The sequence below is a fragment of the Pseudomonas sp. LBUM1646 genome, from assembly GCF_059716165.1.
Window position 1 is genome coordinate 1818935 of sequence record NZ_CP166810.1, and the last position, 24799, is coordinate 1843733.

Here is a 24799-nt window from a genome sequence, read left to right on the forward strand (position 1 = left end):
ATGAGTCATAACGCGCATCTTCACTGTATTGTATTGACCGGGGAGATGGCGCCTGGCCCTTTATCGGGTCCAGTGATAGCCCTTGACGCTTCCTGCTGTCGCCCGTTTCGGGCGGCTGAAAATCTCTGTATGTCGGCGCCCCTCGAATCCTTGCGAGCGGTGGTATTGGGCTGTTTATTATTGGGAAGCCGTAATGATTGGCATAAAAAGCATTGCGAGCTACGTTCCTGTAGCCGGCGTGGACAATTACGCACAAGGTGCAAAATTCGAGAAGGATGAAGAGTTCATCCTGGGCAAGATCGGTTCGGCCTTCCTGCCGCGCAAAGACGCTGAGCAAGAAACCTCGGACCTGTGTGTCGAAGCAGCCAACGCGCTGTTCGCCAATAACCCCGATTTGAAACGCGAAGCTATCGACGTGCTGATCGTCGTCACCCAGAACGGTGACGAAGAAGGCCTGCCGCACACCGCCGCCATCGTTCAGGACAAGCTGGGCCTGTCGACCAACGTGGCCGCGTTTGATATTTCCCTGGGCTGCTCGGGCTACGTCTACGGCATCTACGCGATCAAGGGCTTCATGGAAGCCACGGGCCTGAAAAACGGCTTGCTGGTGACTGCTGATCCGTACTCCAAGATCGTCGACCCGGAAGATCGCAACACCACCATGTTGTTTGGCGATGCCGCTACCGCAACCTGGATGGGCGAAGATGCACCCTGGCAACTGGGCAAGGCCAAGTTCGGCACCGACGGTTCCGGCGCGCCGCACTTGAAGGTCACCGATGGCGTGTTCTACATGAACGGTCGTCAGGTCTTCAACTTCGCGCTGCTCAAAGTCCCGGCGCATTTGCATGAGTTGCTGGATGAGTCAGGCCTCAAGGCTGACGATATCGACGCGTTCTGCATTCACCAGGGCAGTGCGGCGATTGTCGACGCGGTCGCCCGCCGTTTCGAAGGCGAGCCGGAGAAGTTCATCAAGGACATGGTCGAAACCGGCAACACCGTGTCGTCGAGCATTCCGTTGCTGCTGGAAAAACACGTTCTGGATTCCGACTGGAAGCGTGTTGCGCTCAGCGGTTTTGGGGTGGGGCTGTCCTGGGGGTCGGCGATCATCTACCGTCCTTGAACCAGGCTCTTGCAGGAGCTGCCGATGGCTGCTCCTGCGGGATCATTCAGTGGTCCTGAAAAATCAAACGGGCCAATACAAAAATAGCGTTCAGGGGTTAACCTTGAACGCTATTTTTTTGCCTGTAAGAACAGCGAGGCAACATGAGCGAAAGCTTTGACGACAATGCTCGGGTGATAGAGCGGCGCTGGCCGACGCTGTATGCGCGATTGATGCTGGAAGACAGTACGGCGATCCAGGCCGAGTTGTCCGAAGGGCTGGGTTCGACGCTGAGCATTGGCGGGATTCAACTCACCAGTCGCCATGATCGTGTCCGCGAAGCTCGCGTGCAGGCCGCCAGTCTGCCGATGGACAAGGCGCAATTGCATGTCTATGGCACTGGCTTGGGCGATTTGCCGACGGTCCTGCTGGAGCGTGCCGAGCTTGAGCGGCTGTACGTGCATATTCTTAACGGCGCCCTGTTCGCCTTGGTGCTGCAGCTGCTCGACCAGCGCCAATGGCTCGACGATCCGCGGGTGGAGCTGCTGTATGCCGGTGATCAAGCGGATATCTACACACCGTTTTTTGCGCTGCCCTCCGAAATGGTGCTGGCAGACGACTTCAACGCGAAGATTCGTGATCGCCTGGTCAGTGAAGTGCACCTGAGTTTCAACAACCGCGAGTTTGATCCGCAATCCCCGGTGATTCTCCAGCGCTTGCAGGACAGCCTCGAAGTGCTGCTCGCCGACGATGATGTCGCGCAGTTGTTCGGTACCTGTGCGGGCCAGGAAATCTATGTGATCGGTACCGGGCCCAGCCTGGAATCGCATTTCGAGCAATTGGCGACGATACGCCAACAGGCGCAGCGACCGCTGCTCATTTGTGTCGACACCGCTTATCGACCGTTGCGCGAGCACGGGATCAAGCCAGACCTGGTGGTGAGCATCGATCAGCGCATCAGCTTGCGGCATTTGCCCTTCGAAGACTCCGACGGCATCCCGCTGGTGTACCTGCCCATGAGCGATCCACAGGTGTTGAAAGCCTGGAAGGGCAAGCGCTATGGCGGGTATTCGGCCAGCCCGATCTACGCCACGTTGCGTCACCAGCACAGCAGGGCACAACTCTATGTGGGCGGCAGCGTGATTCATCCCGCCGTGGACCTGGCGGTGAAGATGGGCGCCGGGCGCATTACCCTGTTTGGCGCCGACTTCGCCTTCCCGATGAACAAGACTCATGCCGGCTGGGGTGATGGTGATCTGGGACCAGGGGTCAATCTGGCCCGACACTGGGTGCGCGACGGGCATGGCGAGCGGGTCAGGACGCAACTGAATTTCCGCAGCTACCTGTGTGAGCTGGAGCGCTACATCGCCGGGCACCCCGAGGTGCGCTTCTTTAACAGTAGTCGGGCGGGCGCGATGATTGCCGGCACGCAGTTCAATCAGGAGTTCGTGCAGTGAGCGCGCTTTCGCAATGCGTCAACGAATGCCGGCAATGCGCCGGGTTGTTTCGGCTGGGCCGCGATGTCGAGGCAGCGTTGAGCATGGTTGACGTGTTCGATGAGGCGCAGCGACTGTTGTCGACGGCGCCCCGGGAGGTCCAGCTGCAGTGGGCGCAGGTGCTCACCCATCTGTTGGCCTGTCAGGAGCGCCAGGATTGGCTGGGTCTGGCTGACTTCATGGAGTACGAACTGGTCGAATTGCTGGAAAACGTGCAGGTTTGAAAGCCGGGGACGGCTCTGGTTGGGATGTTTGGGGGTCGGACGGTTTTATGGCGTCATTTTTCGGGTGGTCAGGGGCTGCTAAGCCTTTGTTTTCTAGGGGGTGGCAGTGTGATGGCAATATTTTTTCAAAAAGCCCTCAAGCAACCTGCATTCCCGACGATAACTATTACGAAGGTTCTCTAGGCCATACCCGGCGGTTGCCAGGGCCGGAAGCCGCAGTACCCAACCAACGAGGATTTCGTCATGGCTTTAACAGTAAACACCAACACCACGTCGTTGAACGTTCAGAAAAACCTGAACCGCGCTTCCGACGCTCTGTCGACTTCGATGTCCCGTCTGTCCTCCGGCCTGAAAATCAACAGCGCAAAAGACGACGCTGCCGGCCTGCAGATCTCCAACCGTATGTCCAGCCAGATCCGCGGTCAGAACGTAGCGGTTAAAAACGCCAACGACGGTATCTCGATGGCTCAGACCGCTGAAGGCGCTCTGCAAGAATCGACCAACATTCTGCAACGTATGCGTGAACTGGCTGTACAAGCACGTAACGGCACCAACGGCACTGCTGACCAAACCGCAACCAACGCTGAATTCGCTCAGATGTCTGACGAATTGACCCGTATCGCGGCTTCGACCAACCTGAACGGCAAAAACCTGCTGGACGGTTCGGCTGGCACCATGACCCTGCAAGTGGGTTCCAACACTGGTACTGCCAACCACATCGACCTGGTACTGAGCAGCAAGTTTGACGCCACCAGCCTGTCGGTTGCCAGCGGCACTGTAGTTCTGACCGGTGCTACCAGCGCTACTGCGGCCACCAACATCGACAACGCGATCACTGCAATCGACGCTGCAATCGCTGCCATCGGTGCAACCCGTGCAAACCTGGGTGCTTCGCAAAACCGTCTGACCAGCACCATCTCCAACCTGCAAAACATCACTGAAAACGTTACTGCTGCACAAGGTCGCGTACAAGATACCGACTTCGCCGCAGAAACCGCTAACCTGACCAAACAGCAAACTCTGCAACAAGCTTCCACCGCTGTTCTGGCCCAGGCTAACCAGCTGCCATCCGCTGTACTGAAACTGCTTCAGTAATATCGGATTGAGTTTTGGCGGGGGAGTGCGCTTGCGTGCTCTCTCGCTTTTTCCGTTTAAGAGGTGATGGTCATGGACATGAGCGTGAAGCTGAACTTGTCTTACCCGGCCGCTAAACCGACGGTCAGCACTACCGATAAGCCGTCCGAAAAGCCTCGTGTCGAAAGCCCAGAGGCTGTCGCTGCTACGGGTAAAAGCTCGGATTCGAACAATTCGGACAACTCGGATAAGTTGAAAATGGCCGTTCAGGAGATCGAAAAGTTCGTTCAGTCGGTCAAGCGTAATCTGGAATTTTCCATCGATGAAACATCCGGCAAAGTCATCGTCAAGGTGATTGCCAGCGAGTCCGGTGAAGTCATTCGACAGATTCCGTCGGCAGAGGCGATGAAGCTTGCTGAAAGCCTGCACAACGCCAGTAACGTATTGTTCGATGCCAAAGCCTGACACTGGCATGAAACGTGTTTGTACGATCATTGTCCGCGCGTAGTGGTCAAAAGACCGGCGACACACAGATAGGGAGATGCACATGGCAAGTCCAATTTTACCGGGTTCGGGTCTAGGGTCCGGTCTCGACATCGGTGCGATCGTGACCGCGCTGGTCAACTCCGACAAATCGGCCAAGCAGACGCTGATCACCAATCAGATGTCCATCAACACGGCCAAGATTTCTGCAACCGGTGCGTTGAAATCGGCACTGGGGGCGTTCCAGACCGCCATGACCAACCTCGGCAAAAGAGACGCGCCTGCGTTTTCCGGTTTTACCGCGACGTCGAGTACGCCAGCAACGTTGACCGTTACCTCGGATAACACCGCGGTAAACGGTAGCTACAACGTTACAGTCACGAACATGGCAACCGGTTCGAAAGTGGCCAGTGCGGCGTTTGCCGGCGGTGCCAGCAGTGCCATTCCGACTGGTACGTTGAAAATCAGTCAAAATGGTATTGATTACCCGGTGACCATTGCCAGTGGCGCGACCCTGCAGACCACTCGCGACGCAATCAACACCTCTTTGCAAAGCAAAGGCATCAGCGCCAACATCGTCACCGACGCCAACGGTTCGCGATTGGTCATCGGCTCCACGGTGACTGGCGCGGGCTCTGACCTCAAGGTCAGCGGCATTGCCGGCCTGGAGATCGATGGTTCCACCAGCCTGGGGACGACCCCGGCCGCTGGCGCATCGGGCAACATCGGCGGCTTGGCCGAGGATGCAATGGTCGTCATCGATGGCCTGACTGTTACCAGTAAAAGCAACACGATCAGCGGGGCGGTTGGCGGCATCAGCATGACCCTGGTGGCGGAAAGCCCGACACCGGTCAAGGTGACTGTCGGCACCAACAGCGACGGTCTGAAGACTTCGTTGCAAACGTTCGTCGACGCTTACAACAACGTGATCAATACCCTGACCACGCTGACCAAGCCGAGCCTCGATGATGAAGGTAATCCGACCATCGGCGCAGCAATGACCGGTGACTCCCTGCCACGTAACCTGATCACTGCCGTGCGCAATGAGCTGGTGGCGCCGGGTGCGGGCGGTCAGTTGTCGGCACTGTCGCAGTTGGGCATCCAGACCGATCAGAAGACCGGCACGCTGACTATCGATGCAACCAAGTACGCCAAGGCCATGGCGACCCCAGGCATGAGCAGTTCGGTCCAGAACCTGTTCACCGGTACTGATGCAAAGAATGGCCTGCTGGCGCGCATGTCGGATGCCATCACGCCTTACTACCAGACTGGCAAGATCCTGGATCAGCGCAACAGCAACCTGACCAAGATCCAGAAGGACCTGAGCAATCAGCAGACGGCACTGGACTTGCGGGTGGCTAACCTGACGGCCTCGCTGACTGCCAAGTACAACGCGATGGACCTGTTGGTCGGCCAGATGAAGGCTACCGCCAGCAACATCACCGGCTTCTTCGCGTCGTTGAACGCTCAGCAGTCCAGCAAGTAATCATGGGCTGACGACAAAAACCCGGCTACGCTTTTCGGCGTGCGCCGGGTTTTTGTCTTCTGATCTTAAAGTTTTCAGGCTCGCAGACGATACACTGGTCATACGAGTCATTGAGTGGCAACGAGGTAGAGCATGAATCCGATGTTAGCCCTTCGGCAATATCAGAAGGTTGGGGCGCAGGCCCAGACGTCCGAAGCCAGTCCGCACCGCTTGGTGCAAATGCTGATGGAAGGCGGCCTGGATCGCATTGCCCAGGCCAAAGGCGCGATGGAGCGCAAGGACATTCCCGGCAAGGGTTCGTCGATCAGCAAGGCCATTGGAATCATCGGTGGCTTGCGCGAAGGCCTGGATCTTGAAAAAGCCGCCGATACCGTTGGTGAGCTCGACCGTCTCTACGCTTACATGATGAAGCGCCTCGCCGAGGCGAACATCAAGAGCGACCCGCGGATTCTCGATGAAGTCGCCGGTTTGCTGCGCACGGTTAAAGAAGGCTGGGATGCCATCGCCGCGCCAGGTCCGCAGTTTTAAGGAGATCACCATGAGTCTTGTATTGCAGCGAATCGAACAAACCCGCGAAGCGCTGGTCGGTGCACTGGCCGAGCGCAACTGGGAGGCGATCGGTCAATTGGACCTGGATTGCCGTTCCTGCATGGAAGATGTCTTGAGTGAAGCTTCGCTGGACGAGGTGGCGTTGCGGGACAACCTTGAGGAGTTGCTGGGGGTCTACAAGCAACTTCTTGAGGTGGCCATGGGGGAGAGGCAGGCGATAGTCGACGAGATGTCTCAGATCCACCAAGCACAGAATGCCGCAAAGGTTTACCATCTGTTTGGTTAATCCGCGGTTAATCCAAACATAGTGCGCCATAAATTTGACTGTGCACGGTTTTTTGACTTAACTAGTGGCTGTATCCAGATTTCAGGCGTCTACAGGCATAACGTGTCTGCAAGCGTCTAGCTTGCCCCCTCATTTCGGGCATTGAGTTGACTAGGGAAGTTGCTATTGCATGTGGCGTGAAACCAAAATTCTGCTGATTGATGACGATAGCGTCCGTCGCCGCGATTTGGCGGTGATTTTAAATTTTCTCGGTGAAGAAAATTTACCCTGCGGAAGCCATGACTGGCAGCAGGCGGTCGGCTCGTTGTCATCAAGTCGTGAAGTCATTTGTGTGCTGATCGGGACGGTCAATGCTCCTGGCGCGCTTTTGGGTTTGTTAAAGACACTCTCAACCTGGGATGAGTTCCTTCCGGTTTTGTTAATGGGCGATAATTCTTCCGTTGACTTGCCTGAAGACCAGCGTCGCCGAGTGCTTTCGACCCTCGAAATGCCGCCCAGCTACAGCAAATTGCTCGACTCCCTGCACCGTGCCCAGGTCTATCGCGAGATGTACGACCAGGCCCGCGAGCGCGGTCGTCACCGTGAACCCAATCTGTTCCGCAGCCTCGTCGGCACCAGCCGTGCGATTCAGCACGTGCGCCAGATGATGCAGCAAGTGGCCGACACCGATGCCAGCGTGCTGATCCTCGGTGAGTCCGGTACCGGCAAGGAAGTGGTCGCGCGCAACCTGCATTACCACTCCAAGCGCCGTGACGCGCCGTTCGTTCCGGTCAACTGCGGGGCGATCCCGGCCGAGTTGCTGGAAAGCGAACTGTTCGGTCATGAGAAGGGTGCCTTCACCGGCGCGATCACCAGCCGCGCCGGGCGTTTCGAACTGGCCAACGGCGGCACGCTGTTCCTCGACGAAATCGGCGACATGCCGTTGCCGATGCAGGTCAAGCTGCTGCGGGTCCTGCAGGAGCGCACCTTCGAGCGGGTGGGCAGTAACAAGACCCAGAGCGCCGATGTGCGCATCATCGCGGCGACCCACAAGAATCTCGAAAGCATGATCGAGATCGGCGCCTTCCGCGAAGACCTCTACTATCGCCTGAACGTGTTCCCGATCGAGATGGCGCCGCTGCGTGAGCGTGTCGAAGACATCCCGTTGCTGATGAACGAGTTGATCTCGCGCATGGAGCACGAGAAGCGTGGTTCGATCCGTTTCAATTCGGCGGCGATCATGTCCCTGTGCCGTCACGGCTGGCCGGGCAACGTCCGTGAGCTGGCCAACCTGGTGGAGCGCATGGCGATCATGCATCCATACGGAGTGATCGGCGTGGTCGAGTTGCCGAAGAAATTCCGCTACGTCGACGACGAAGACGAACAATTGGTCGACAGCCTGCGCAGCGATCTGGAAGAACGGGTGGCCATCAACGGGCATACCCCGGACTTCACCGCAAATGCGCTGCTGCCGCCCGAAGGCCTGGACCTGAAGGACTACCTCGGTGGTCTGGAGCAAGGGCTGATTCAACAGGCGCTGGATGATGCCAATGGCATCGTGGCGCGTGCCGCCGAACGTCTGCGCATTCGTCGCACCACCCTGGTGGAGAAGATGCGCAAGTACGGCATGAGTCGTCGTGACGGTGATGAACAGGCGGATGATTGACGCCTGTTTTTCAAATCCTTCATTTATAAGCGGTTTTTTTTAGGCACGGGTATTGCTACATCTCTCGCAACGTTCCGTTTCACTGACGGTCAGCCAAGCGAGAGAGCACGATGCCCCAAGCCGCCCAGATGTCTCCTGTCCCTGACGCTTCGGGGCAACCGTCGTCCGTAGAGCAGACAAGCCGGCTGGGTCTTGAGCAGGCATTTGCGCTGTTCAACCAGATGTCGAGCCAATTGACTGACTCCTACAGCATGCTCGAGGCCCGGGTCACCGAGCTCAAGGGCGAATTGGCGGTGGTCAGTGCCCAGCGCATGCAGGAACTGGCGGAAAAAGAACGCCTGGCCAACCGCCTGCAAAACCTCCTTGATCTGTTGCCCGGTGGCGTCATCGTTATCGACGCCCAGGGCATGGTGCGCGAAGCCAACCCGGCGGCTTGCGAGTTGCTCGGCCTGCCCCTCGAAGGTGAGCTGTGGCGCCAGGTCATTGCCCGTTGCTTTGCGCCCCGTGAAGACGACGGTCATGAAATCTCCCTCAAGGACGGTCGGCGCCTGTCGATTGCCACGCGTTCGCTGGATGCCGAGCCCGGTCAGTTGGTGTTGCTCAACGACCTGACCGAAACCCGCCACCTGCAAGATCAACTGGCCCGCCATGAACGCCTGTCGTCCCTGGGCCGAATGGTTGCCTCGCTCGCCCATCAGATTCGCACCCCGCTTTCCGCAGCCCTGCTGTACGCCAGTCATTTGACTGAACAAGAGTTGCCGGTCGCCACCCAACAGCGCTTCGCCGGCCGTTTGAAAGAACGTCTGCACGAACTCGAGCATCAGGTGCGCGACATGCTGGTGTTCGCTCGCGGCGAGCTGCCGCTGACCAATCGCGTCACGCCTAAAGAGCTGCTGCAATCGCTGCAAGCGGCGGCGCTGACCCATGTTCAGGACCTGCCGATCCGCTGGCAGTGCGACAGTCATGCGGGGGAGTTGCTGTGCAATCGCGACACCCTGGTCGGGGCGATTCTGAACTTGATCGAAAATGCGATCCAGGCCAGTGGCGTTGCAGTGCGCCTGAAGGTTCATCTCTATACCCGTGGCAGCAATCTGCGCCTGTGTGTCAGTGATAGCGGCAGCGGCATCGATGACACGGTACTGGCGCGCCTGGGCGAGCCATTTTTCACCACCAAGACCACCGGGACCGGGCTGGGCCTGACCGTGGTCAAGGCAGTGGCACGTGCTCATCAGGGAGAATTGCAGTTGCGCTCGCGGCTCGGTCGCGGCACCTGTGCGCTGGTGTCCCTGCCGTTGTTTACCAGCGCATCGGACGCGGAGTGAAGGGCATGGCAATCAAGGTTTTACTGGTCGAGGATGACCGCGCGCTACGGGAAGCGCTGGCGGATACGCTGTTGCTCGCGGGGCACGATTACAAGGCCGTCGGTTCGGCGGAAGAGGCGCTGGCGGTGGTCGGTGTCGAGGCGTTCAATCTGGTCGTCAGTGACGTCAACATGCCCGGCATGGATGGCCATCAACTGCTCGGATTGTTGCGGGTGCGGCAGCCGCAATTGCCGGTATTGCTGATGACGGCACACGGCGCCGTGGAGCGGGCCGTCGATGCCATGCGCCAAGGCGCGGCGGATTATCTGGTCAAGCCGTTCGAACCCAAGGCTTTGCTCGATCTGGTGGCGCGGCATGCGCTCGGCAGTCTCGGCGCCACCGACGGTGAAGGGCCCATTGCCTTCGAGCCGGCCAGTGCGCAATTGCTCGAACTGGCGGCACGGGTGGCACGCAGCGACTCGACGGTGTTGATCTCTGGCGAGTCCGGCACCGGCAAGGAAGTGCTGGCGCGCTACATTCACCAGCACTCCCATCGCGCCACTCAGCCGTTCATTGCCATCAACTGCGCGGCGATCCCCGACAACATGCTTGAGGCTACGTTGTTCGGTCATGAGAAAGGCTCGTTCACCGGCGCCATTGCGGCCCAGGCCGGCAAGTTCGAACAGGCCGATGGCGGGACCATCCTGCTCGACGAAATTTCCGAGATGCCCATGGGCTTGCAGGCCAAGTTGCTGCGGGTGTTGCAGGAGCGGGAAGTCGAACGGGTTGGCGCGCGCAAGCCGATCAGCCTGGACATCCGCGTCGTCGCTACCACTAACCGTGATTTGGCCGGTGAAGTGGCGGCGGGGCGTTTTCGTGAAGACCTTTACTATCGGCTGTCGGTTTTTCCGCTGGCTTGGCGGCCATTGCGCGAGCGCACCGCCGACATCCTGCCGCTGGCCGAGCGTCTTTTGGCCAAACACGTCAATAAAATGAAGCATGCGGCGGCCAGACTGTCGCCGGAGGCGCAGGCGTGTTTGATCGGTTATCCGTGGCCGGGCAATGTCCGTGAGCTGGATAACGCAATCCAGCGCGCGTTGATCCTGCAGCAGGGCGGTTTGATCCAGCCGCAGGATTTCTGCCTGTCGGGGCCGGTCGCTTGTGCACCATTACCCGCGTTGGCGTCGATGCGGGCCGTGGAGGTCGAAACCGAATCGGCCAGCGCCCTGGGCGACGATCTGCGCCGTCACGAGTTCCAGATGATCATCGACACCTTGCGCTCCGAGCGCGGCCGTCGCAAAGAGGCCGCCGAGCGTCTGGGCATCAGCCCGCGCACCTTGCGCTACAAACTGGCGCAAATGCGTGACGCCGGAATGGATGTGGAAGCTTATTTGTTTGCCACCTGACTCCATTTTGTGGCTGCGTCCGGCTGCGAAGCAGTCGTAAACCCTGAGCCCCGGTTTTTCTGCAGCGCCGCGTTGACTGATTTCACGGCTGCTGCGCAACCGGACGCAGGCTTCGCCAGCTGCTACGGATCGCGGTCGACGTCAATCATTGGTGTGAGTGCGCGAATGGGTTTTTGTTTAGAGCGGCCGCCGAGCTGGCACCCTTGTTGCTAACACCTCACTACCCGCCGAGTGAGTGTCAAAAAATTGCGGGTCGCCAGAGAGAGTAGAGCATGAGCCAAGGTATTGAATTTAATCGATTGATGTTGGACATGCGCTCCATGCAAATGGACGCGATGTCGGCACCGAAATCGACTGCCGCAGTTCCCGAACTGGGTGGCAGCAGCTTTGCCGACATGCTCGGTCAGGCCGTCAATAAAGTGAACGACACCCAGCAGGCGTCAAATCAGCTGTCCAGTGCCTTTGAAATTGGCAAAAGCGGCGTTGATCTGACGGATGTGATGATTTCCTCGCAGAAGGCCAGCGTGTCTTTCCAGGCGCTGACCCAAGTGCGGAACAAGCTGGTTCAGGCTTACCAAGACATCATGCAGATGCCGGTTTAAGGACGAGATTGAGTCATGGCAGAAGCAGTCGCTGATAATGTTCCGGCCAAGGCCACCCCAGTAGACGGCAAACCGCCGCTGTTCGGGTTGTCCTTCCTGGAAAACCTCTCCGAGATGACCATGTTGCGTCAGGTGGGCCTGTTGGTCGGCCTGGCTGCGAGCGTGGCGATTGGCTTTGCCGTGGTGTTGTGGTCGCAGCAGCCGGACTACCGGCCTCTGTACGGCAGTCTTGCCGGTATGGACGCCAAGCAGGTCATGGAAACCCTGGCCGCCGCTGACATCCCTTATACCGTTGAACCGAACTCCGGTGCCTTGCTGGTCAAGGCCGATGATGTATCCCGTGCGCGGCTCAAGCTCGCCGCGGCTGGTGTCACTCCCAGCGACGGCAACATCGGTTTTGAAATTCTCGACAAGGACCAGGGCCTGGGCACCAGCCAGTTCATGGAAGCGACCCGTTATCGTCGCGGCCTCGAAGGCGAACTGGCCCGCACCATCTCCAGCCTGAACAACGTCAAGGGTGCCCGCGTGCACCTGGCGATTCCGAAAAGCTCGGTGTTCGTGCGTGATGAACGCAAGCCAAGTGCTTCGATTCTGGTGGAACTGTATTCCGGCCGCTCCCTGGAGCCCGGCCAGGTACTGGCGATCATCAACCTGGTCGCCACCAGCGTTCCTGAACTGAGCAAGTCGCAGATCACCGTCGTCGACCAGAAGGGCAACCTGCTGTCCGATCAGGCGGAGAACTCCGAACTGACCATGGCCGGCAAGCAATTCGATTACAGCCGCCGCATGGAAAGCATGCTGACCCAGCGTGTGCACAACATCCTGCAACCGGTGCTGGGCAATGACCGCTATAAGGCCGAAGTCTCGGCCGACGTGGATTTCAGTGCCATCGAGTCGACCTCCGAACAGTTCAACCCGGACCAACCGGCGCTGCGCAGCGAGCAATCGACTTCTGAACAGCGCACCGCCAGCAATGGCCCGCAAGGTGTGCCGGGTGCCCTGAGCAACCAGCCGCCATCGCCGGCCTCGGCGCCGCAAACCACCGGTGGCGCTACCGCGTCGGCCGGCATGGTGCAGCCAGGTCAGCCATTGCTCGATGCCAATGGTCAGCAAATCATGGACCCGGCCACCGGTCAGCCTATGCTTGCACCGTACCCGGCGGACAAGCGTCAACAATCCACCAAGAACTTCGAGCTTGATCGCTCCATCAGCCACACCAAACAGCAACAGGGCCGTTTGAATCGCCTGTCGGTGTCGGTAGTGGTCGATGACCAGGTCAAGATCAACGCGGCCAACGGTGAAACCACCCGCGCGCCGTGGAGCGCCGACGAATTGGCGCGCTTCACTCGTCTGGTGCAGGACGCCGTCGGTTTCGACGCCAGCCGTGGCGACAGCGTCAGCGTGATCAACATGCCGTTCTCCGCCGAACGCGGTGAAGTGATTGCCGATATTCCGTTCTACTCCCAGCCTTGGTTCTGGGACATCGTCAAGCAAGTGCTGGGTGTGTTGTTCATCCTGGTGCTGGTGTTCGGTGTGCTGCGTCCGGTGCTCAACAACATCACCGGTGGCGGCAAAGGCAAACAACTGGCCGGTCTGGGCAGCGATGTAGAGTTGGGTGGCATGGGCGGCCTGGACGGCGAACTGGCCAACGACCGCGTCAGCCTCGGCGGCCCGCAAAGCATCCTGTTGCCGAGCCCGAGCGAAGGCTATGACGCACAGTTGAATGCAATCAAGAGTCTGGTGGCAGAAGATCCGGGTCGTGTGGCCCAGGTCGTGAAAGAGTGGATTAACGCAGATGAGTGATAACCGAGCCGCTGTCGCCAAACTGTCCCGGGTCGATAAAGCCGCGATTCTGCTGCTGTCCCTGGGTTCGACCGACGCCGCCCAAGTGCTGCGCCACATGGGGCCCAAAGAGGTCCAGCGTGTGGGTGTGGCCATGGCGCAAATGGGTAACGTGCACCGTGAGCAGGTCGAGCAGGTAATGAGCGAGTTCGTCGACATCGTCGGCGACCAGACCAGCCTGGGCGTCGGCTCCGACGACTACGTGCGCAAAATGCTCACTCAGGCACTGGGCGAAGACAAGGCTAACGGTCTGATCGACCGCATCCTGCTGGGTGGCAACACCAGCGGCCTCGACAGCCTGAAGTGGATGGAACCGCGCGCTGTCGCCGATGTGATCCGTTACGAGCACCCACAGATCCAGGCGATCGTCGTGGCGTACCTCGACCCGGATCAGGCCGGTGAAGTCCTCGGCAACTTCGACCACAAGGTGCGCCTGGACATCATTCTGCGAGTCTCCTCGCTGAACACTGTGCAGCCAGCGGCCCTGAAAGAACTCAACCAGATTCTCGAGAAGCAGTTCTCCGGCAACTCGAACGCCTCGCGCACCACCCTGGGTGGCATCAAGCGTGCGGCCGACATCATGAACTTCCTCGACAGCTCGATCGAAGGTCAACTGATGGATTCGATCCGCGAAGTCGACGAAGACCTGTCCGGTCAGATCGAAGACCTCATGTTCGTGTTCAACAACCTGTCCGATGTCGACGACCGCGGAATCCAGGCATTGCTGCGCGAAGTGTCCTCCGACGTGCTGGTGCTGGCCCTCAAGGGTTCGGACGAAGGCGTCAAGGAAAAGATCTTCAAGAACATGTCCAAACGAGCGGCGGAACTGTTGCGCGACGACCTCGAGGCCAAAGGCCCGGTGCGCGTCAGCGACGTGGAAACCGCGCAGAAAGAAATCCTCACCATTGCCCGCCGTATGGCCGAAGCCGGAGAAATCGTTCTCGGCGGGAAGGGCGGCGAAGAGATGATCTAAGGTCACTATGTCGTCCAAACATGATGAGTCCAACACCGACCTGATCCGTGGCAAGGAGGTCGGTGGTTTCGACGTCTGGTCGCTGCCCAGCTTCGACCCGCATGTGCCCGAGCCCGAGCCGGAACCCGAGCCCGAGCCGCCTGAAATGGAAGAAGTGCCGCTGGAAGAAGTCCAGCCACTGACTCTGGAAGAACTCGAAAGCATCCGTCAGGAGGCCTACAACGAAGGCTTCGCCACGGGTGAAAAAGAAGGGTTCCACAGCGCCACGCTCAAGGTCCGTCAGGAAGCCGAAGTGGCCCTGACCGCCAAGATTGCTGGCCTGGAGCAACTGATGGCCAACCTGTTCGAGCCCATCGCCGAGCAGGACACCCAGATCGAAAAGTCCCTGGTCGACCTCGTGCAGCACATCACCAAACAGGTGATTCAGCGGGAACTGGCCATCGACTCCACGCACATCGAAAGCGTCATGCGTGAAGCGCTCAAGCTGTTGCCGCTGGGCGTGGGCAATGTGCGGCTGTACATCAATCCCCAGGATTTCGAACAGGTCAAAGCCCTGCGCGAGCGCCATGAAGAAACCTGGCGCATCGTCGAGGATGAGGCGCTGCTGCCCGGTGGTTGTCGGGTCGAGACTGAGCACAGCCGAATCGACGCCACCGTCGAAACCCGCGTTGCCCGGGTCATGGACAAGCTGTTCGATCAGTTGCACGAACAAGCCTTGCACCCCGCGACGCCGGACATGAGCCTTGAATTGCCCGTTGAGGCCAAGCCTGCGGCCGAGCCGGAACCGGAATTACCGCCAGAGCTGGACTCCCCCGATGCGCCTTGACCGCACCAGCTTCGCCAAGCGCTTGGGCAGTTACGCCGAGGCTACGGAGTTGGAAGGCGCGCCGATCCTTGAAGGTCGCCTGCTGCGCATGGTCGGCCTGACCCTTGAAGCCGAAGGCTTGCGTGCTGCCATGGGCAGCCGCTGCATGGTCATCAACGACGACAGCTATCACCCGGTGCAGGTCGAAGCCGAAGTCATGGGCTTCTCCGGCAGCAAGGTATTTCTGATGCCGGTCGGCAGCGTCGCCGGCATTGCGCCCGGTGCGCGCGTGGTGCCGCTGGCCGATACCGGTCGTTTGCCGATGGGCATGAGCATGCTCGGTCGGGTGCTCGATGGTGCCGGACGTGCGCTGGACGGCAAGGGCGGGATGAAAGCCGAAGACTGGGTGCCGATGGACGGCCCGACGATCAACCCGCTCAAGCGCCACCCGATCAGCGAGCCGCTGGATGTCGGGATTCGCAGCATCAACGGTTTGTTGACGGTCGGTCGCGGTCAGCGGCTCGGCCTGTTCGCCGGTACCGGCGTTGGTAAGTCGGTGCTGCTGGGCATGATGACGCGCTTTACCGAGGCCGACATTATCGTGGTCGGGCTGATCGGTGAGCGGGGTCGAGAAGTTAAAGAGTTCATCGAGCACATCCTCGGTGAAGAAGGGCTCAAGCGTTCAGTCGTCGTCGCCTCGCCGGCGGACGATGCGCCGCTGATGCGTTTGCGCGCGGCGATGTATTGCACGCGGATCGCCGAATATTTCCGCGACAAGGGCAAGAATGTCCTGTTGCTGATGGATTCGCTGACCCGTTTCGCCCAGGCCCAGCGGGAAATCGCCCTGGCCATCGGCGAGCCGCCGGCAACCAAGGGTTATCCGCCGTCGGTGTTCGCCAAGTTGCCGAAACTGGTGGAGCGGGCCGGTAATGCCGAGAAGGGCGGCGGTTCGATTACTGCGTTCTACACCGTTTTGTCCGAAGGCGATGACCAGCAGGACCCGATCGCCGACGCCGCGCGAGGCGTGCTCGACGGGCACATCGTGCTGTCCCGGCGCCTGGCCGAGGAAGGTCATTACCCGGCCATCGATATCGAAGCGTCGATCAGCCGGGTCATGCCGTCGGTGGTTACGCCGGAACACATGGTGCGCGCCCAGTACTTCAAGCAGTTGTGGTCGCGTTATCAGCAGAGCCGGGACTTGATCAGCGTCGGTGCCTATGTGGCCGGCGGGGATCGCGAAACCGACCTGGCGATTTCCCTGCAACCGCAACTGGTTCGCTACTTGCGTCAGGGCCTGAACGACAAAATCGGCCTGGGTGAAAGCGAAGCCTACCTCGGCACGATCTTCGCCCCCGCGGCCGGCGGTTAACCGGTCATGGCCCAGAGTCGAGCAGGGCGTCTGGCACCCGTGGTCGAAATGGCCGAAAAGGCCGAGAAGACTGCGGTCCAGCGCTTGGGTCACTTCCAGGGCCAGGTGCGCCTGGCCGAAAGCAAACTCGCCGACCTTGAAGCCTTTCGCCTCGATTATCAGGAGCAATGGATCGTGCGCGGCAGCAGCGGCGTTTCCGGCCAGTGGTTGCTGGGTTATCAGGGCTTCCTGGCGCAATTGGGCACGGCCATCGATCAGCAACGACAAAGCCTGGTCTGGCATCAAAACAACCTGAGCAAGGCGCGGGATGCCTGGCAGCAGGCGTTTGCCCGGGTCGAAGGCTTGCGCAAACTGGTTCAGCGTTACATGGACGAAGCGCGCAAGCTCGAAGACCGGCGCGAGCAGAAATTGCTGGACGAGTTGTCCCAGCGGTTGCCGCGGCAGGATCCGTATTAGGCGATCTTTTGATTTTGCTTTTTAGACTCAATGATTTCCCGCCTTGCCCCCATCCCCGGCAGGTGCTAAACCTTGTACACGCACGTTAGCCAATGACAAGGAAGCCGTTAAATGTCAGTCGTTACAGAAGTCTCCCAAGATGGGCAAAAGCTGACGATTTCGATCAAAGGACGATTCGATTTTGCCAAGCATCAGGAATTTCGCGAGTCCTACGAAAATCTCGAACCAAAACCCGAGTCCTTCGAAGTGAACCTGAAGGACGCCACCTACCTCGACAGTTCGGCGCTGGGCATGTTGCTGCTGTTGCGTGATCACGCCGGTGGCGAGAATGCCGAGATCACGTTGACCCACGCCAACGCCGATGTGCGCAAGATTCTGGCCATTTCCAACTTCGAACAAATTTTCGACGTGGCGTAACTGCCATGCAGTCTGTGTTCGAACCACTGACGATCCTGATCGCCGAAGACAGCGCGGCCGATCGCATGCTGCTATCGAGTATCGTCCGGCGTCAGGGCCATCAGGTACTGACGGCGGCCAACGGTGCCGAGGCGGTTGAAGCGTTTCGTCAGCAGCGGCCGCAACTGGTGCTGATGGACGCCATGATGCCGGTGATGGACGGTTTCGAGGCGGCGCAGCAGATCAAGGTACTGGCCGGGGAAACCCTGGTGCCAATCATCTTCCTGACCTCGCTGACCGAGAGCGAAGCCTTGGCCCGTTGTCTGGAGGCCGGGGGCGACGACTTTCTGGCGAAGCCCTACAACCAGGTGATTCTCGGCGCCAAGATCAAGGCGATGGACCGCTTGCGGCGCTTGCAGGCCACCGTACTTCAGCAGCGTGACCAGATTGCCCGGCACCACGAGTATTTGCTCAACGAGCAGCGAGTGGCCAAGGCCGTGTTCGACAAGGTTGCCCACTCCGGCTGCCTGAACGCGCCGAATATCCGCTACCTGCAATCGCCCTATGCGCTGTTCAACGGCGACCTGCTGCTGGCCGCGTTTACCCCGGCCGGCGACATGCACGTGATGCTCGGCGATTTCACCGGCCATGGTTTGCCGGCCGCCGTCGGCGCCATGCCCCTGGCGGAAGTGTTCTACGGCATGACCGCCAAGGGCTACGGCTTGTCCGAAATGCTGCGGGAGATGAATGCCAAGCTCAAGCGCATCCTGCCGGTTGACATGTTCTGTTGCGCCACCTTGCTGTGCCTGAGCTTCCAGCGCCGTTCGGTGGAAGTCTGGAACGGCGGGATGCCGGACGGTTATCTGCACCGCACGGCCACTGGCGAGCGTACGCCTCTGACGGCGCGGCACTTGCCCCTGGGGGTGTTGAGCCCGCCAACCTTTGACGATCGCACGGAAGTGTTTCCGATGGCGGTCGGCGATCGGGTATTCGTGTTGTCCGACGGCGTGATCGATACCTGCGATGCCAGCGACCAGTTGTTTGGCGTGGAGCGCCTGGAGCGGGTGTTTGCCGACAACCGCCGGCCTGACGCGTTGTTCGAAGAAATCCAGCAGGCCCTGCGCGACTTCCGCGGTGAAGCCCGGGACGATGTGAGCATGGTCGAGGTCAGTCTGCTGGAGGCGGCACAACTGAGTCCGCCAGCGCTGGTGTATTCCGACAGCGGCCAGTCCTGCCCGCTGGACTGGTCAGTCAGTTTCGAGTTTCGCGCCGCCACCCTCAAACGCTTCAATCCGCTGCCCTATCTGCTGCAATTGTTGCTTGAGGTCCATGGCCTGCGGGCGCAAAGCGGCGCGTTGTACAGTGTGCTGGCCGAGCTGTATTCCAATGCTCTGGAGCACGGTGTGCTGGGACTGGATTCCAGCCTCAAGCGCGATGCCTCGGGTTTTGCGCGCTATTATCAGGAGCGCAACACACGCCTGGACCAATTGCAGGACGGCTACGTGCGCTTGCATCTGGCGGTAACGCCAAAGGGCGAGGGTGGTTGCCTGTCGATCCGGGTCGACGACAGTGGCAAGGGCTTCGATGTGGCTCGAGTGATGGAGCGGCCCGTGGAGGGCGTCCGTCTATCGGGGCGCGGCGTCGGTCTGATCCGCCAGTTGAGCCGCAAGGCAACCTGGTCCGACGATGGCCGTAGTGCGCACGTGGAGTTTTATTGGGAGGCTCTGGCATAATCCCGCGAATTCTTGATCAAGGAGTGAACAAGTGGCTGATACACATCTGGATCGCGACGTGCTGAGTGCGTTGCAGGAGGTCATGGAGGACGAATATCCGGCGTTGCTGGATACCTTCATCGCCGACTCCGAGGAGCGTTTGCGCGTTCTGCGCAAGGCTGAGGATGCCGCGCAGCTGATGAATGCTGCCCATAGTTTCAAAGGCAGCAGCAGCAACATGGGCGCCATTCGCCTGGCCGAGCTCTGCGATGAGCTGGAGCAGCGCGCCAAGCAAAAAAGCCTCGCCGGCATCGAAAAACTCGTTGGCGAGATTGACGGCGAATTCGCCATCGTCCGCCCTCTCTACGAAGCCGAACGTCAACGTTCTTTGGCTGAGTAGCCCGACCGTCCGGCGCATCAGGCGCCGGTTTGGCAAACCTGGCTCGACCCTTGCACTAATCTTCCTCAACTGTACCTACGATCCCAGTGCAGCGGAGACCGCGTCATGCCCGTTACCCCCAATTTGCTTCTTCAGGCCGCTGCAAAGGCCAAGCCTCAAACCACCTCCGCCAATACCCCGGTGGTGGCCGCTGAGCCTGGGGATAAGGCGTCCAACTTCGCCAACGTCTTCGCCAATCAGGCGCGGAACAAGCCTGCCGTAGTGGCTGACGCATCGGTCAAGCCGGCTCGGGACAAAACACCGGACAGCCCCGCGAAAAAGGACGTCAGCAACACTAAGCCTGCCGCCTCGGAGCCAGCCGTTGCCGATAGCGGCAAATCCTTGCCCGCCGACAAACCGGCGCCTTCCTCGACGGACGACAAGAGCGCCAGCGACAGCGATCCGGACACGACCGATACACCGGTTGCCGTCGATGCGCCGCCGGTCGACCCGACGCTGGACCCGGCCTTGATGCAAGCGGTTCAACCAGTGGTTCCCGCGCCAGCACCCGAGACGCCGCCGGTAGTTGCCACCGCACAACCGCAAGTCGAGGTGGCCGTTGCTGTCGCCGTTAACGCCGTGCCAGTGCAGGCCGCCGCGACCACTGACACCGATTTCGATCCAGAGGCCGACCCGCTCGATGCGCTGCCGGCCCTGCGCATGGCCATGGAGCAGAGCGGTCACGTGTCCGCCTCCAGCCAATCCCAGGCCAAAGCAACACCGGCCCAGGTATCCGCCGACGGCGAGCTGACCTCTGCGCAGAATTTTGCCGCCGGCATGGCGACCATGCTCGATGTACAAACCGACAAGGACAGCACCAGTCAGGGGGGCGAGAAGGCGTTCAGTGGCTTGCTCAATGAAGGGCTCAAGGACCTGACGTCCTCCAGCAGCGACACCCGTGTCGATGATTTCGCCAGTCGTCTGGCGGCGTTGACCCAGGCCGCCACGCCGAAAACCGCTAATGCGCTGCCGGTCAATCAACCGATCGCCATGCATCAGAGTGGCTGGACCGAAGAAGTGGTGAACCGGGTCATGTACCTGTCCAGCGCCAATCTCAAGGCGGCCGACATTCAGTTGCAGCCGGCCGAACTGGGGCGCCTGGATATTCGGGTGAACATGGTGCCGGACCAGCAGACCCAAGTGACCTTCATGAGCGCTCATCCGAGTGTTCGCGAAGCGCTGGACGGGCAAATGCATCGCTTGCGTGACATGTTCGCGCAGCAGGGCATGGGCCAGGTCGATGTCAATGTGTCCGACCAGTCCCGTGGCTGGCAGGGCCAGGGGCAGGATCAACAGGCTCAGCAGGGGCAGCAGGGGCAGGGCGGTCGCACCAGCGCCAGCGGTGGTCGGGTTGAAGCCATGGATGACGAGATTGTGCCAACGGTTGCCGAAGTGGCGGCCAGCACGACCAGCGTCATTGGCTCCAGCGCCGTCGACTATTACGCCTGATTTGTCCCTGATCGTTCCCACGCTCTGCGTGGGAACGCGGCCTGGGACGCTCCGCGTCCCCCCGCTGAAGCGATTGCTGCGCGTCCATTGAGGCATTCCTTTGCTGCGCGAGGGAACGATCATCTCCAATAGCTCAACGCCTTCCCCGACACTTCTGGCATAACACTTGCTCTTGCCTTGCCGTGCGACTGTGAAAACCTGAATAGTGACGGATTATTGGCATGGCGAAGAGCGAAGCAGCAGCAGCGGTAAAAGACCCTGCAACCAAAGGCAAACTCAAGCTGATCATTGTGATCGTGGTGGCGGTGCTGCTGGCCATCGGCTTGTCCGTGGGGGCCACGTGGTACTTCATGCACAGCGCCCAGAGCAAACCGGCCGCCGCGGCTGAAACGGCCCCGATCGGCAAGCAACCGGCGATCTTCGAACCGATGGCGCCGGCCTTCGTTGCCAATTACAACCAGAACGGTCGCCAGCGCTACATGCAGGTGAGTATCACCATGCTGGGCCGCAATCAGGCTGATCTGGAGGCGCTCAAAGTGCACATGCCGGTCATCCGCAACAACCTCGTCATGCTGTTCTCCGGCCAAGACTTCGCTACCCTTGCGACCCCGGTCGGCCAGGAAATGTTGCGTCAGAAGGCCACCGCCAGCGTCCAGGAAGTGGCGCAGAAAGAGCTCGGCAAAGTGGTGATCGAACAGTTGCTTTTCACTAATTTCGTACTGCAGTAGGAACACGACATGGCCGTGCAGGACCTGCTGTCCCAGGATGAGATCGATGCGCTGTTGCATGGCGTCGACGATGGTCTGGTACAGACCGATACCGCTTCCGAACCCGGCAGCGTCAAAAGTTACGACCTGACCAGCCAGGATCGGATCGTCCGCGGACGCATGCCGACCCTGGAAATGATCAACGAGCGTTTCGCCCGCTACACCCGCATCAGCATGTTCAACATGCTGCGCCGCTCGGCAGACGTCGCCGTCGGTGGCGTGCAGGTGATGAAGTTCGGCGAATACGTGCACTCGCTGTACGTGCCGACCAGCCTCAACCTGGTCAAGATCAAACCATTGCGCGGCACCGCGCTGTTCATCCTCGACGCCAAACTGGTGTTCAAGTTGGTGGACAACTTCTTCGGCGGCGATGGCCGTCACGCGAAGATCGAAGGGCGTGAATTCACCCCGACCGAGCTGCGTGTGGTGCGCATGGTGCTGGAGCAGGCCTTCATCGATTTGAAGGAAGCCTGGCAGGCGATCATGGAAGTGAACTTCGAGTACATCAACTCGGAAGTGAACCCGGCCATGGCCAACATCGTCGGCCCGAGCGAAGCGATCGTGGTGTCCACATTCCACATTGAACTCGATGGTGGTGGCGGCGACCTGCACGTGACCATGCCGTACTCGATGATCGAGCCGGTGCGCGAAATGCTCGATGCCGGCTTCCAGTCGGACCTCGATGACCAGGACGAACGCTGGGTCAACGCCCTGCGCCAGGACGTGCTGGATGTCGATGTGCCGATCGGTGCTACGGTGGCCCGTCGTCAATTGCGCCTGCGGGACATCCTGCACATGCAGCCGGGGGACATTATCCCGGTCGAAATGCCGGAAGAAATGATCATGCGCGCCAACGGCGTGCCTGCGTTCAAGGTCAAGATGGGCTCGCACAAAGGCAACCTTGCGTTGCAGGTGATTGAGCCGATCGAGCGCCGTTGACCGGCGCTCCAACCCCTATTTGCCAAATGACTGCTTCTGATTGAAGAGTTGCCCGCCGAGGACACATGATGAACGACGATATGAACGCCCAGGACGACCAGGCACTGGCTGATGAATGGGCCGCTGCCCTGGAAGAAACCGGTGATGCCGGCCAGGACGATATCGATGCGCTGCTGGCCGCCGATACCGGCAGCTCGGCGTCCAACCGTCTGCCGATGGAAGAATTCGGCAGCGTGCCGAAGAACAACGACCCGGTGACCCTGGACGGCCCGAACCTGGACGTGATTCTCGACATCCCGGTATCGATTTCCATGGAAGTCGGCAGCACCGACATCAACATCCGCAACCTGCTGCAACTCAACCAGGGCTCGGTAATCGAGCTCGATCGTCTGGCCGGCGAGCCGCTGGACGTGCTGGTCAACGGCACCCTCATTGCCCATGGCGAAGTGGTCGTGGTCAACGAGAAGTTCGGCATTCGCCTGACCGACGTGATCAGCCCAAGCGAACGCATCAAGAAGCTGCGCTAAGTGAGCAAGGTCCTGGGGTTGTTGCTGGCGCTGCCGTTCAGCGCTTTGGCTGCCGAACCGGTGGCCACGGCTGCTGTGGCCGCTGCACCGGTGGTCAACAGCGGCGTAGCCGGGCAATTGACGCAATTGGTGTTCGGCTTGCTGCTGGTGCTGGGGTTGATCTTCTTCCTCGCCTGGCTGTTGCGTCGGGTCCAGCAGGCTGGGCCGGCGGGCAAGGGACAGGTGATCGAGATTGTCGGTTCCCGCGCGCTCGGGCCGCGTGACCGCCTGATGCTGGTACAGGTCGGCAACGAACAGATTCTGCTCGGTCTCAGCCCCGGTACCATCACTGCGTTGCATGTGCTCAAGGAGCCGGTGCACCTGCCGAGCGCGACTGAAAAAACGACCCCGGAGTTTGCCCAGCGCCTGATGGAACTGTTGGGCAAGGATCAGAAGGATAAGAAGTAATGGGTGCGCTACGCATCGTCTTGACGCTGGCCCTGATGCTGGCGGCGCCGCTGGCGTTCGCCGCCGATCCGTTGTCGATCCCGGCCATCACCCTGGGCACCAATGCACAGGGTGCGCAGGAGTACTCGGTCAGCCTGCAGATTCTGCTGATCATGACTGCGCTGAGCTTTATTCCTGCGTTCGTCATGCTGATGACCAGCTTCACCCGGATCATCATCGTCTTTTCGATCCTGCGCCAGGCCCTCGGCCTGCAGCAGACACCGTCGAACCAGATCCTCACCGGCATGGCGCTGTTCCTGACCATGTTCATCATGGCGCCGGTGTTCGACCGGGTGAATAACGATGCCCTGCAACCGTACCTGGCGGAGAAACTCACCGCCCAGGATGCCGTGCTCAAGGCGCAAGTGCCGATCAAGGACTTCATGCTCGCCCAGACCCGCACCAGCGATCTGGAGCTGTTCATGCGCCTGTCCAAGCGCACGGACATCGCCACGCCGGATCAGGCGCCGTTGACTATTCTGGTGCCGGCGTTCGTCACCTCGGAGCTGAAAACCGCGTTCCAGATCGGCTTCATGATCTTCATTCCGTTCCTGATCATCGACCTCGTCGTGGCCAGCGTGCTGATGGCGATGGGGATGATGATGCTCTCGCCGCTGATCATTTCCCTGCCGTTCAAGATCATGCTGTTCGTTCTGGTGGATGGCTGGGCGTTGATCATCGGCACGTTGGCCAGCAGCTTCGGCGGTGTTTCGCCATGACCCCCGAAGTCGCCGTAGACATCTTTCGAGAAGCGCTGTGGCTGACCACCATGATGGTCGCCGTGCTGGTTATCCCGAGTCTATTGGTGGGCTTGCTGGTGGCGATGTTCCAGGCGGCGACCCAGATCAACGAACAAACCCTGAGCTTCCTGCCGCGCCTGCTGGTGATGCTGGTGACGCTGATTGTGGCCGGCCCGTGGCTGGTGCAGACCTTCATGGAATACATCCTGCAGTTGTACGGCAGTATTCCTCAGGTCATCGGCTAAACC

The 24799-nt window shown here is 60.0% G+C and carries 27 protein-coding genes; all 27 read left to right on the forward strand.

The genetic code is table 11. The features are described 5' to 3' along the window. Positions 1–193: 193 nt before the first annotated feature. The 27 genes from ACA071_RS08055 to fliQ all read left to right on the forward strand — a co-directional run bounded on the left by ACA071_RS08055 (position 194) and on the right by fliQ (position 24796). Positions 194–1120, forward strand: coding sequence for a ketoacyl-ACP synthase III (locus ACA071_RS08055; protein ID WP_169371036.1), 927 nt, complete (start codon positions 194–196; stop codon positions 1118–1120). Between the two features lie 143 nt (positions 1121–1263). Then, on the forward strand, positions 1264–2556 hold the full coding sequence (locus tag ACA071_RS08060) for a motility associated factor glycosyltransferase family protein (RefSeq protein WP_497643863.1): 1293 nt from the start codon (positions 1264–1266) through the stop codon (positions 2554–2556). Then, positions 2553–2819: a hypothetical protein gene (locus ACA071_RS08065; protein ID WP_497643864.1), complete on the forward strand. Its 267-nt coding sequence runs from the start codon at positions 2553–2555 to the stop codon at positions 2817–2819. The genes ACA071_RS08060 and ACA071_RS08065 overlap by 4 nt, the downstream gene beginning before the upstream one ends. 243 nt (positions 2820–3062) lie before the next feature. After that, positions 3063–3914 (forward strand): flagellin domain-containing protein, encoded by an 852-nt coding sequence (locus ACA071_RS08070; RefSeq protein WP_497643865.1) that lies wholly within the window; start codon positions 3063–3065, stop codon positions 3912–3914. Between the two features lie 72 nt (positions 3915–3986). Then, positions 3987–4358, forward strand: coding sequence for a flagellar protein FlaG (locus tag ACA071_RS08075; RefSeq protein WP_497643866.1), 372 nt, complete (start codon positions 3987–3989; stop codon positions 4356–4358). An 82-nt stretch (positions 4359–4440) separates the two neighbouring features. Then, positions 4441–5862, forward strand: coding sequence for a flagellar filament capping protein FliD (gene fliD, locus ACA071_RS08080; protein ID WP_497643867.1), 1422 nt, complete (start codon positions 4441–4443; stop codon positions 5860–5862). Positions 5863–5994: 132 nt separating this feature from the next. Next, positions 5995–6390: a flagellar export chaperone FliS gene (fliS, locus tag ACA071_RS08085; protein WP_497643868.1), complete on the forward strand. Its 396-nt coding sequence runs from the start codon at positions 5995–5997 to the stop codon at positions 6388–6390. A gap of 10 nt (positions 6391–6400) precedes the next feature. Then, entirely contained in the window at positions 6401–6697 is a 297-nt protein-coding gene (gene fliT, locus ACA071_RS08090) for a flagellar protein FliT (protein ID WP_169371029.1), read from the forward strand. Between the two features lie 169 nt (positions 6698–6866). Next, on the forward strand, positions 6867–8342 hold the full coding sequence (locus tag ACA071_RS08095; protein WP_497643869.1) for a sigma-54 dependent transcriptional regulator: 1476 nt from the start codon (positions 6867–6869) through the stop codon (positions 8340–8342). Positions 8343–8470: 128 nt separating this feature from the next. Next, entirely contained in the window at positions 8471–9664 is a 1194-nt protein-coding gene (locus ACA071_RS08100; protein WP_497643870.1) for a sensor histidine kinase, read from the forward strand. A gap of 5 nt (positions 9665–9669) precedes the next feature. Then, entirely contained in the window at positions 9670–11049 is a 1380-nt protein-coding gene (locus ACA071_RS08105) for a sigma-54-dependent transcriptional regulator (protein WP_497643871.1), read from the forward strand. Positions 11050–11321: 272 nt separating this feature from the next. Beyond that, positions 11322–11651, forward strand: a complete 330-nt coding sequence (gene fliE, locus ACA071_RS08110; protein WP_054049322.1) for a flagellar hook-basal body complex protein FliE — start codon at positions 11322–11324, stop codon at positions 11649–11651. Positions 11652–11666: 15 nt separating this feature from the next. Continuing rightward, on the forward strand, positions 11667–13454 hold the full coding sequence (gene fliF, locus ACA071_RS08115) for a flagellar basal-body MS-ring/collar protein FliF (protein WP_497643872.1): 1788 nt from the start codon (positions 11667–11669) through the stop codon (positions 13452–13454). Next, positions 13447–14466, forward strand: a complete 1020-nt coding sequence (gene fliG, locus ACA071_RS08120; RefSeq protein WP_003184041.1) for a flagellar motor switch protein FliG — start codon at positions 13447–13449, stop codon at positions 14464–14466. The genes fliF and fliG overlap by 8 nt, the downstream gene beginning before the upstream one ends. 7 nt (positions 14467–14473) lie before the next feature. Beyond that, positions 14474–15292 carry a flagellar assembly protein FliH gene (gene fliH / locus ACA071_RS08125; RefSeq protein ID WP_497643873.1) on the forward strand — a complete coding sequence of 273 codons (819 nt, stop codon included), beginning with the start codon at positions 14474–14476 and terminating at the stop codon, positions 15290–15292. Beyond that, positions 15282–16640, forward strand: a complete 1359-nt coding sequence (gene fliI / locus ACA071_RS08130; protein ID WP_497643874.1) for a flagellar protein export ATPase FliI — start codon at positions 15282–15284, stop codon at positions 16638–16640. The genes fliH and fliI overlap by 11 nt, the downstream gene beginning before the upstream one ends. 6 nt (positions 16641–16646) lie before the next feature. After that, positions 16647–17096: a flagellar export protein FliJ gene (gene fliJ / locus ACA071_RS08135; RefSeq protein WP_497643875.1), complete on the forward strand. Its 450-nt coding sequence runs from the start codon at positions 16647–16649 to the stop codon at positions 17094–17096. Between the two features lie 111 nt (positions 17097–17207). Next, on the forward strand, positions 17208–17513 hold the full coding sequence (locus ACA071_RS08140) for an STAS domain-containing protein (RefSeq protein WP_497643876.1): 306 nt from the start codon (positions 17208–17210) through the stop codon (positions 17511–17513). Between the two features lie 5 nt (positions 17514–17518). Beyond that, a complete protein-coding gene (locus ACA071_RS08145; protein ID WP_497643877.1) occupies positions 17519–19225 on the forward strand; it encodes a SpoIIE family protein phosphatase in 1707 nt (568 codons plus the stop codon). Positions 19226–19256: 31 nt separating this feature from the next. Further along, entirely contained in the window at positions 19257–19604 is a 348-nt protein-coding gene (locus tag ACA071_RS08150) for an Hpt domain-containing protein (protein WP_497643878.1), read from the forward strand. Positions 19605–19709: 105 nt separating this feature from the next. Then, positions 19710–21092, forward strand: a complete 1383-nt coding sequence (locus ACA071_RS08155; RefSeq protein WP_497643879.1) for a flagellar hook-length control protein FliK — start codon at positions 19710–19712, stop codon at positions 21090–21092. A 221-nt stretch (positions 21093–21313) separates the two neighbouring features. Further along, positions 21314–21820 (forward strand): flagellar basal body-associated protein FliL, encoded by a 507-nt coding sequence (fliL, locus tag ACA071_RS08160; protein ID WP_497643880.1) that lies wholly within the window; start codon positions 21314–21316, stop codon positions 21818–21820. 9 nt (positions 21821–21829) lie between these two features. Beyond that, entirely contained in the window at positions 21830–22798 is a 969-nt protein-coding gene (gene fliM / locus ACA071_RS08165; RefSeq protein ID WP_092271441.1) for a flagellar motor switch protein FliM, read from the forward strand. 68 nt (positions 22799–22866) lie between these two features. Next, the gene (gene fliN / locus ACA071_RS08170; RefSeq protein WP_149657019.1) at positions 22867–23325 is read left to right on the forward strand and encodes a flagellar motor switch protein FliN; all 459 of its coding nucleotides are present in this window, start codon (positions 22867–22869) and stop codon (positions 23323–23325) included. Beyond that, positions 23326–23772 carry a flagellar biosynthetic protein FliO gene (fliO, locus tag ACA071_RS08175; RefSeq protein WP_497643881.1) on the forward strand — a complete coding sequence of 149 codons (447 nt, stop codon included), beginning with the start codon at positions 23326–23328 and terminating at the stop codon, positions 23770–23772. Continuing rightward, positions 23772–24530: a flagellar type III secretion system pore protein FliP gene (gene fliP, locus ACA071_RS08180; protein WP_169371016.1), complete on the forward strand. Its 759-nt coding sequence runs from the start codon at positions 23772–23774 to the stop codon at positions 24528–24530. Before fliO ends, fliP begins: the two co-directional genes overlap by 1 nt. Then, the gene (fliQ, locus tag ACA071_RS08185) at positions 24527–24796 is read left to right on the forward strand and encodes a flagellar biosynthesis protein FliQ (protein WP_007948918.1); all 270 of its coding nucleotides are present in this window, start codon (positions 24527–24529) and stop codon (positions 24794–24796) included. Before fliP ends, fliQ begins: the two co-directional genes overlap by 4 nt. Positions 24797–24799 lie beyond the last annotated feature (3 nt).

What these genes read in the sequence shown, in the direction of transcription:
- fliT (WP_169371029.1), top strand. Translation starts at nt 6,401, where the DNA reads ATGAGTCTTGTATTGCAGCGAATCGAACAAACCCGCGAAGCGCTGGTC.
- ACA071_RS08100 (WP_497643870.1), top strand. Translation starts at nt 8,471, where the DNA reads ATGTCTCCTGTCCCTGACGCTTCGGGGCAACCGTCGTCCGTAGAGCAG.
- fliM (WP_092271441.1), top strand. Translation starts at nt 21,830, where the DNA reads ATGGCCGTGCAGGACCTGCTGTCCCAGGATGAGATCGATGCGCTGTTG.
- ACA071_RS08075 (WP_497643866.1), top strand. Translation starts at nt 3,987, where the DNA reads ATGGACATGAGCGTGAAGCTGAACTTGTCTTACCCGGCCGCTAAACCG.
- ACA071_RS08140 (WP_497643876.1), top strand. Translation starts at nt 17,208, where the DNA reads ATGTCAGTCGTTACAGAAGTCTCCCAAGATGGGCAAAAGCTGACGATT.
- fliN (WP_149657019.1), top strand. Translation starts at nt 22,867, where the DNA reads ATGAACGACGATATGAACGCCCAGGACGACCAGGCACTGGCTGATGAA.
- ACA071_RS08070 (WP_497643865.1), top strand. Translation starts at nt 3,063, where the DNA reads ATGGCTTTAACAGTAAACACCAACACCACGTCGTTGAACGTTCAGAAA.
- fliS (WP_497643868.1), top strand. Translation starts at nt 5,995, where the DNA reads ATGAATCCGATGTTAGCCCTTCGGCAATATCAGAAGGTTGGGGCGCAG.
- fliH (WP_497643873.1), top strand. Translation starts at nt 14,474, where the DNA reads ATGTCGTCCAAACATGATGAGTCCAACACCGACCTGATCCGTGGCAAG.
- ACA071_RS08055 (WP_169371036.1), top strand. Translation starts at nt 194, where the DNA reads ATGATTGGCATAAAAAGCATTGCGAGCTACGTTCCTGTAGCCGGCGTG.
- ACA071_RS08060 (WP_497643863.1), top strand. Translation starts at nt 1,264, where the DNA reads ATGAGCGAAAGCTTTGACGACAATGCTCGGGTGATAGAGCGGCGCTGG.
- fliG (WP_003184041.1), top strand. Translation starts at nt 13,447, where the DNA reads ATGAGTGATAACCGAGCCGCTGTCGCCAAACTGTCCCGGGTCGATAAA.
- fliF (WP_497643872.1), top strand. Translation starts at nt 11,667, where the DNA reads ATGGCAGAAGCAGTCGCTGATAATGTTCCGGCCAAGGCCACCCCAGTA.
- fliI (WP_497643874.1), top strand. Translation starts at nt 15,282, where the DNA reads ATGCGCCTTGACCGCACCAGCTTCGCCAAGCGCTTGGGCAGTTACGCC.
- fliJ (WP_497643875.1), top strand. Translation starts at nt 16,647, where the DNA reads ATGGCCCAGAGTCGAGCAGGGCGTCTGGCACCCGTGGTCGAAATGGCC.
- ACA071_RS08145 (WP_497643877.1), top strand. Translation starts at nt 17,519, where the DNA reads ATGCAGTCTGTGTTCGAACCACTGACGATCCTGATCGCCGAAGACAGC.
- fliL (WP_497643880.1), top strand. Translation starts at nt 21,314, where the DNA reads ATGGCGAAGAGCGAAGCAGCAGCAGCGGTAAAAGACCCTGCAACCAAA.
- ACA071_RS08105 (WP_497643871.1), top strand. Translation starts at nt 9,670, where the DNA reads ATGGCAATCAAGGTTTTACTGGTCGAGGATGACCGCGCGCTACGGGAA.
- fliP (WP_169371016.1), top strand. Translation starts at nt 23,772, where the DNA reads ATGGGTGCGCTACGCATCGTCTTGACGCTGGCCCTGATGCTGGCGGCG.
- ACA071_RS08155 (WP_497643879.1), top strand. Translation starts at nt 19,710, where the DNA reads ATGCCCGTTACCCCCAATTTGCTTCTTCAGGCCGCTGCAAAGGCCAAG.
- ACA071_RS08095 (WP_497643869.1), top strand. Translation starts at nt 6,867, where the DNA reads ATGTGGCGTGAAACCAAAATTCTGCTGATTGATGACGATAGCGTCCGT.
- fliQ (WP_007948918.1), top strand. Translation starts at nt 24,527, where the DNA reads ATGACCCCCGAAGTCGCCGTAGACATCTTTCGAGAAGCGCTGTGGCTG.
- fliD (WP_497643867.1), top strand. Translation starts at nt 4,441, where the DNA reads ATGGCAAGTCCAATTTTACCGGGTTCGGGTCTAGGGTCCGGTCTCGAC.
- fliE (WP_054049322.1), top strand. Translation starts at nt 11,322, where the DNA reads ATGAGCCAAGGTATTGAATTTAATCGATTGATGTTGGACATGCGCTCC.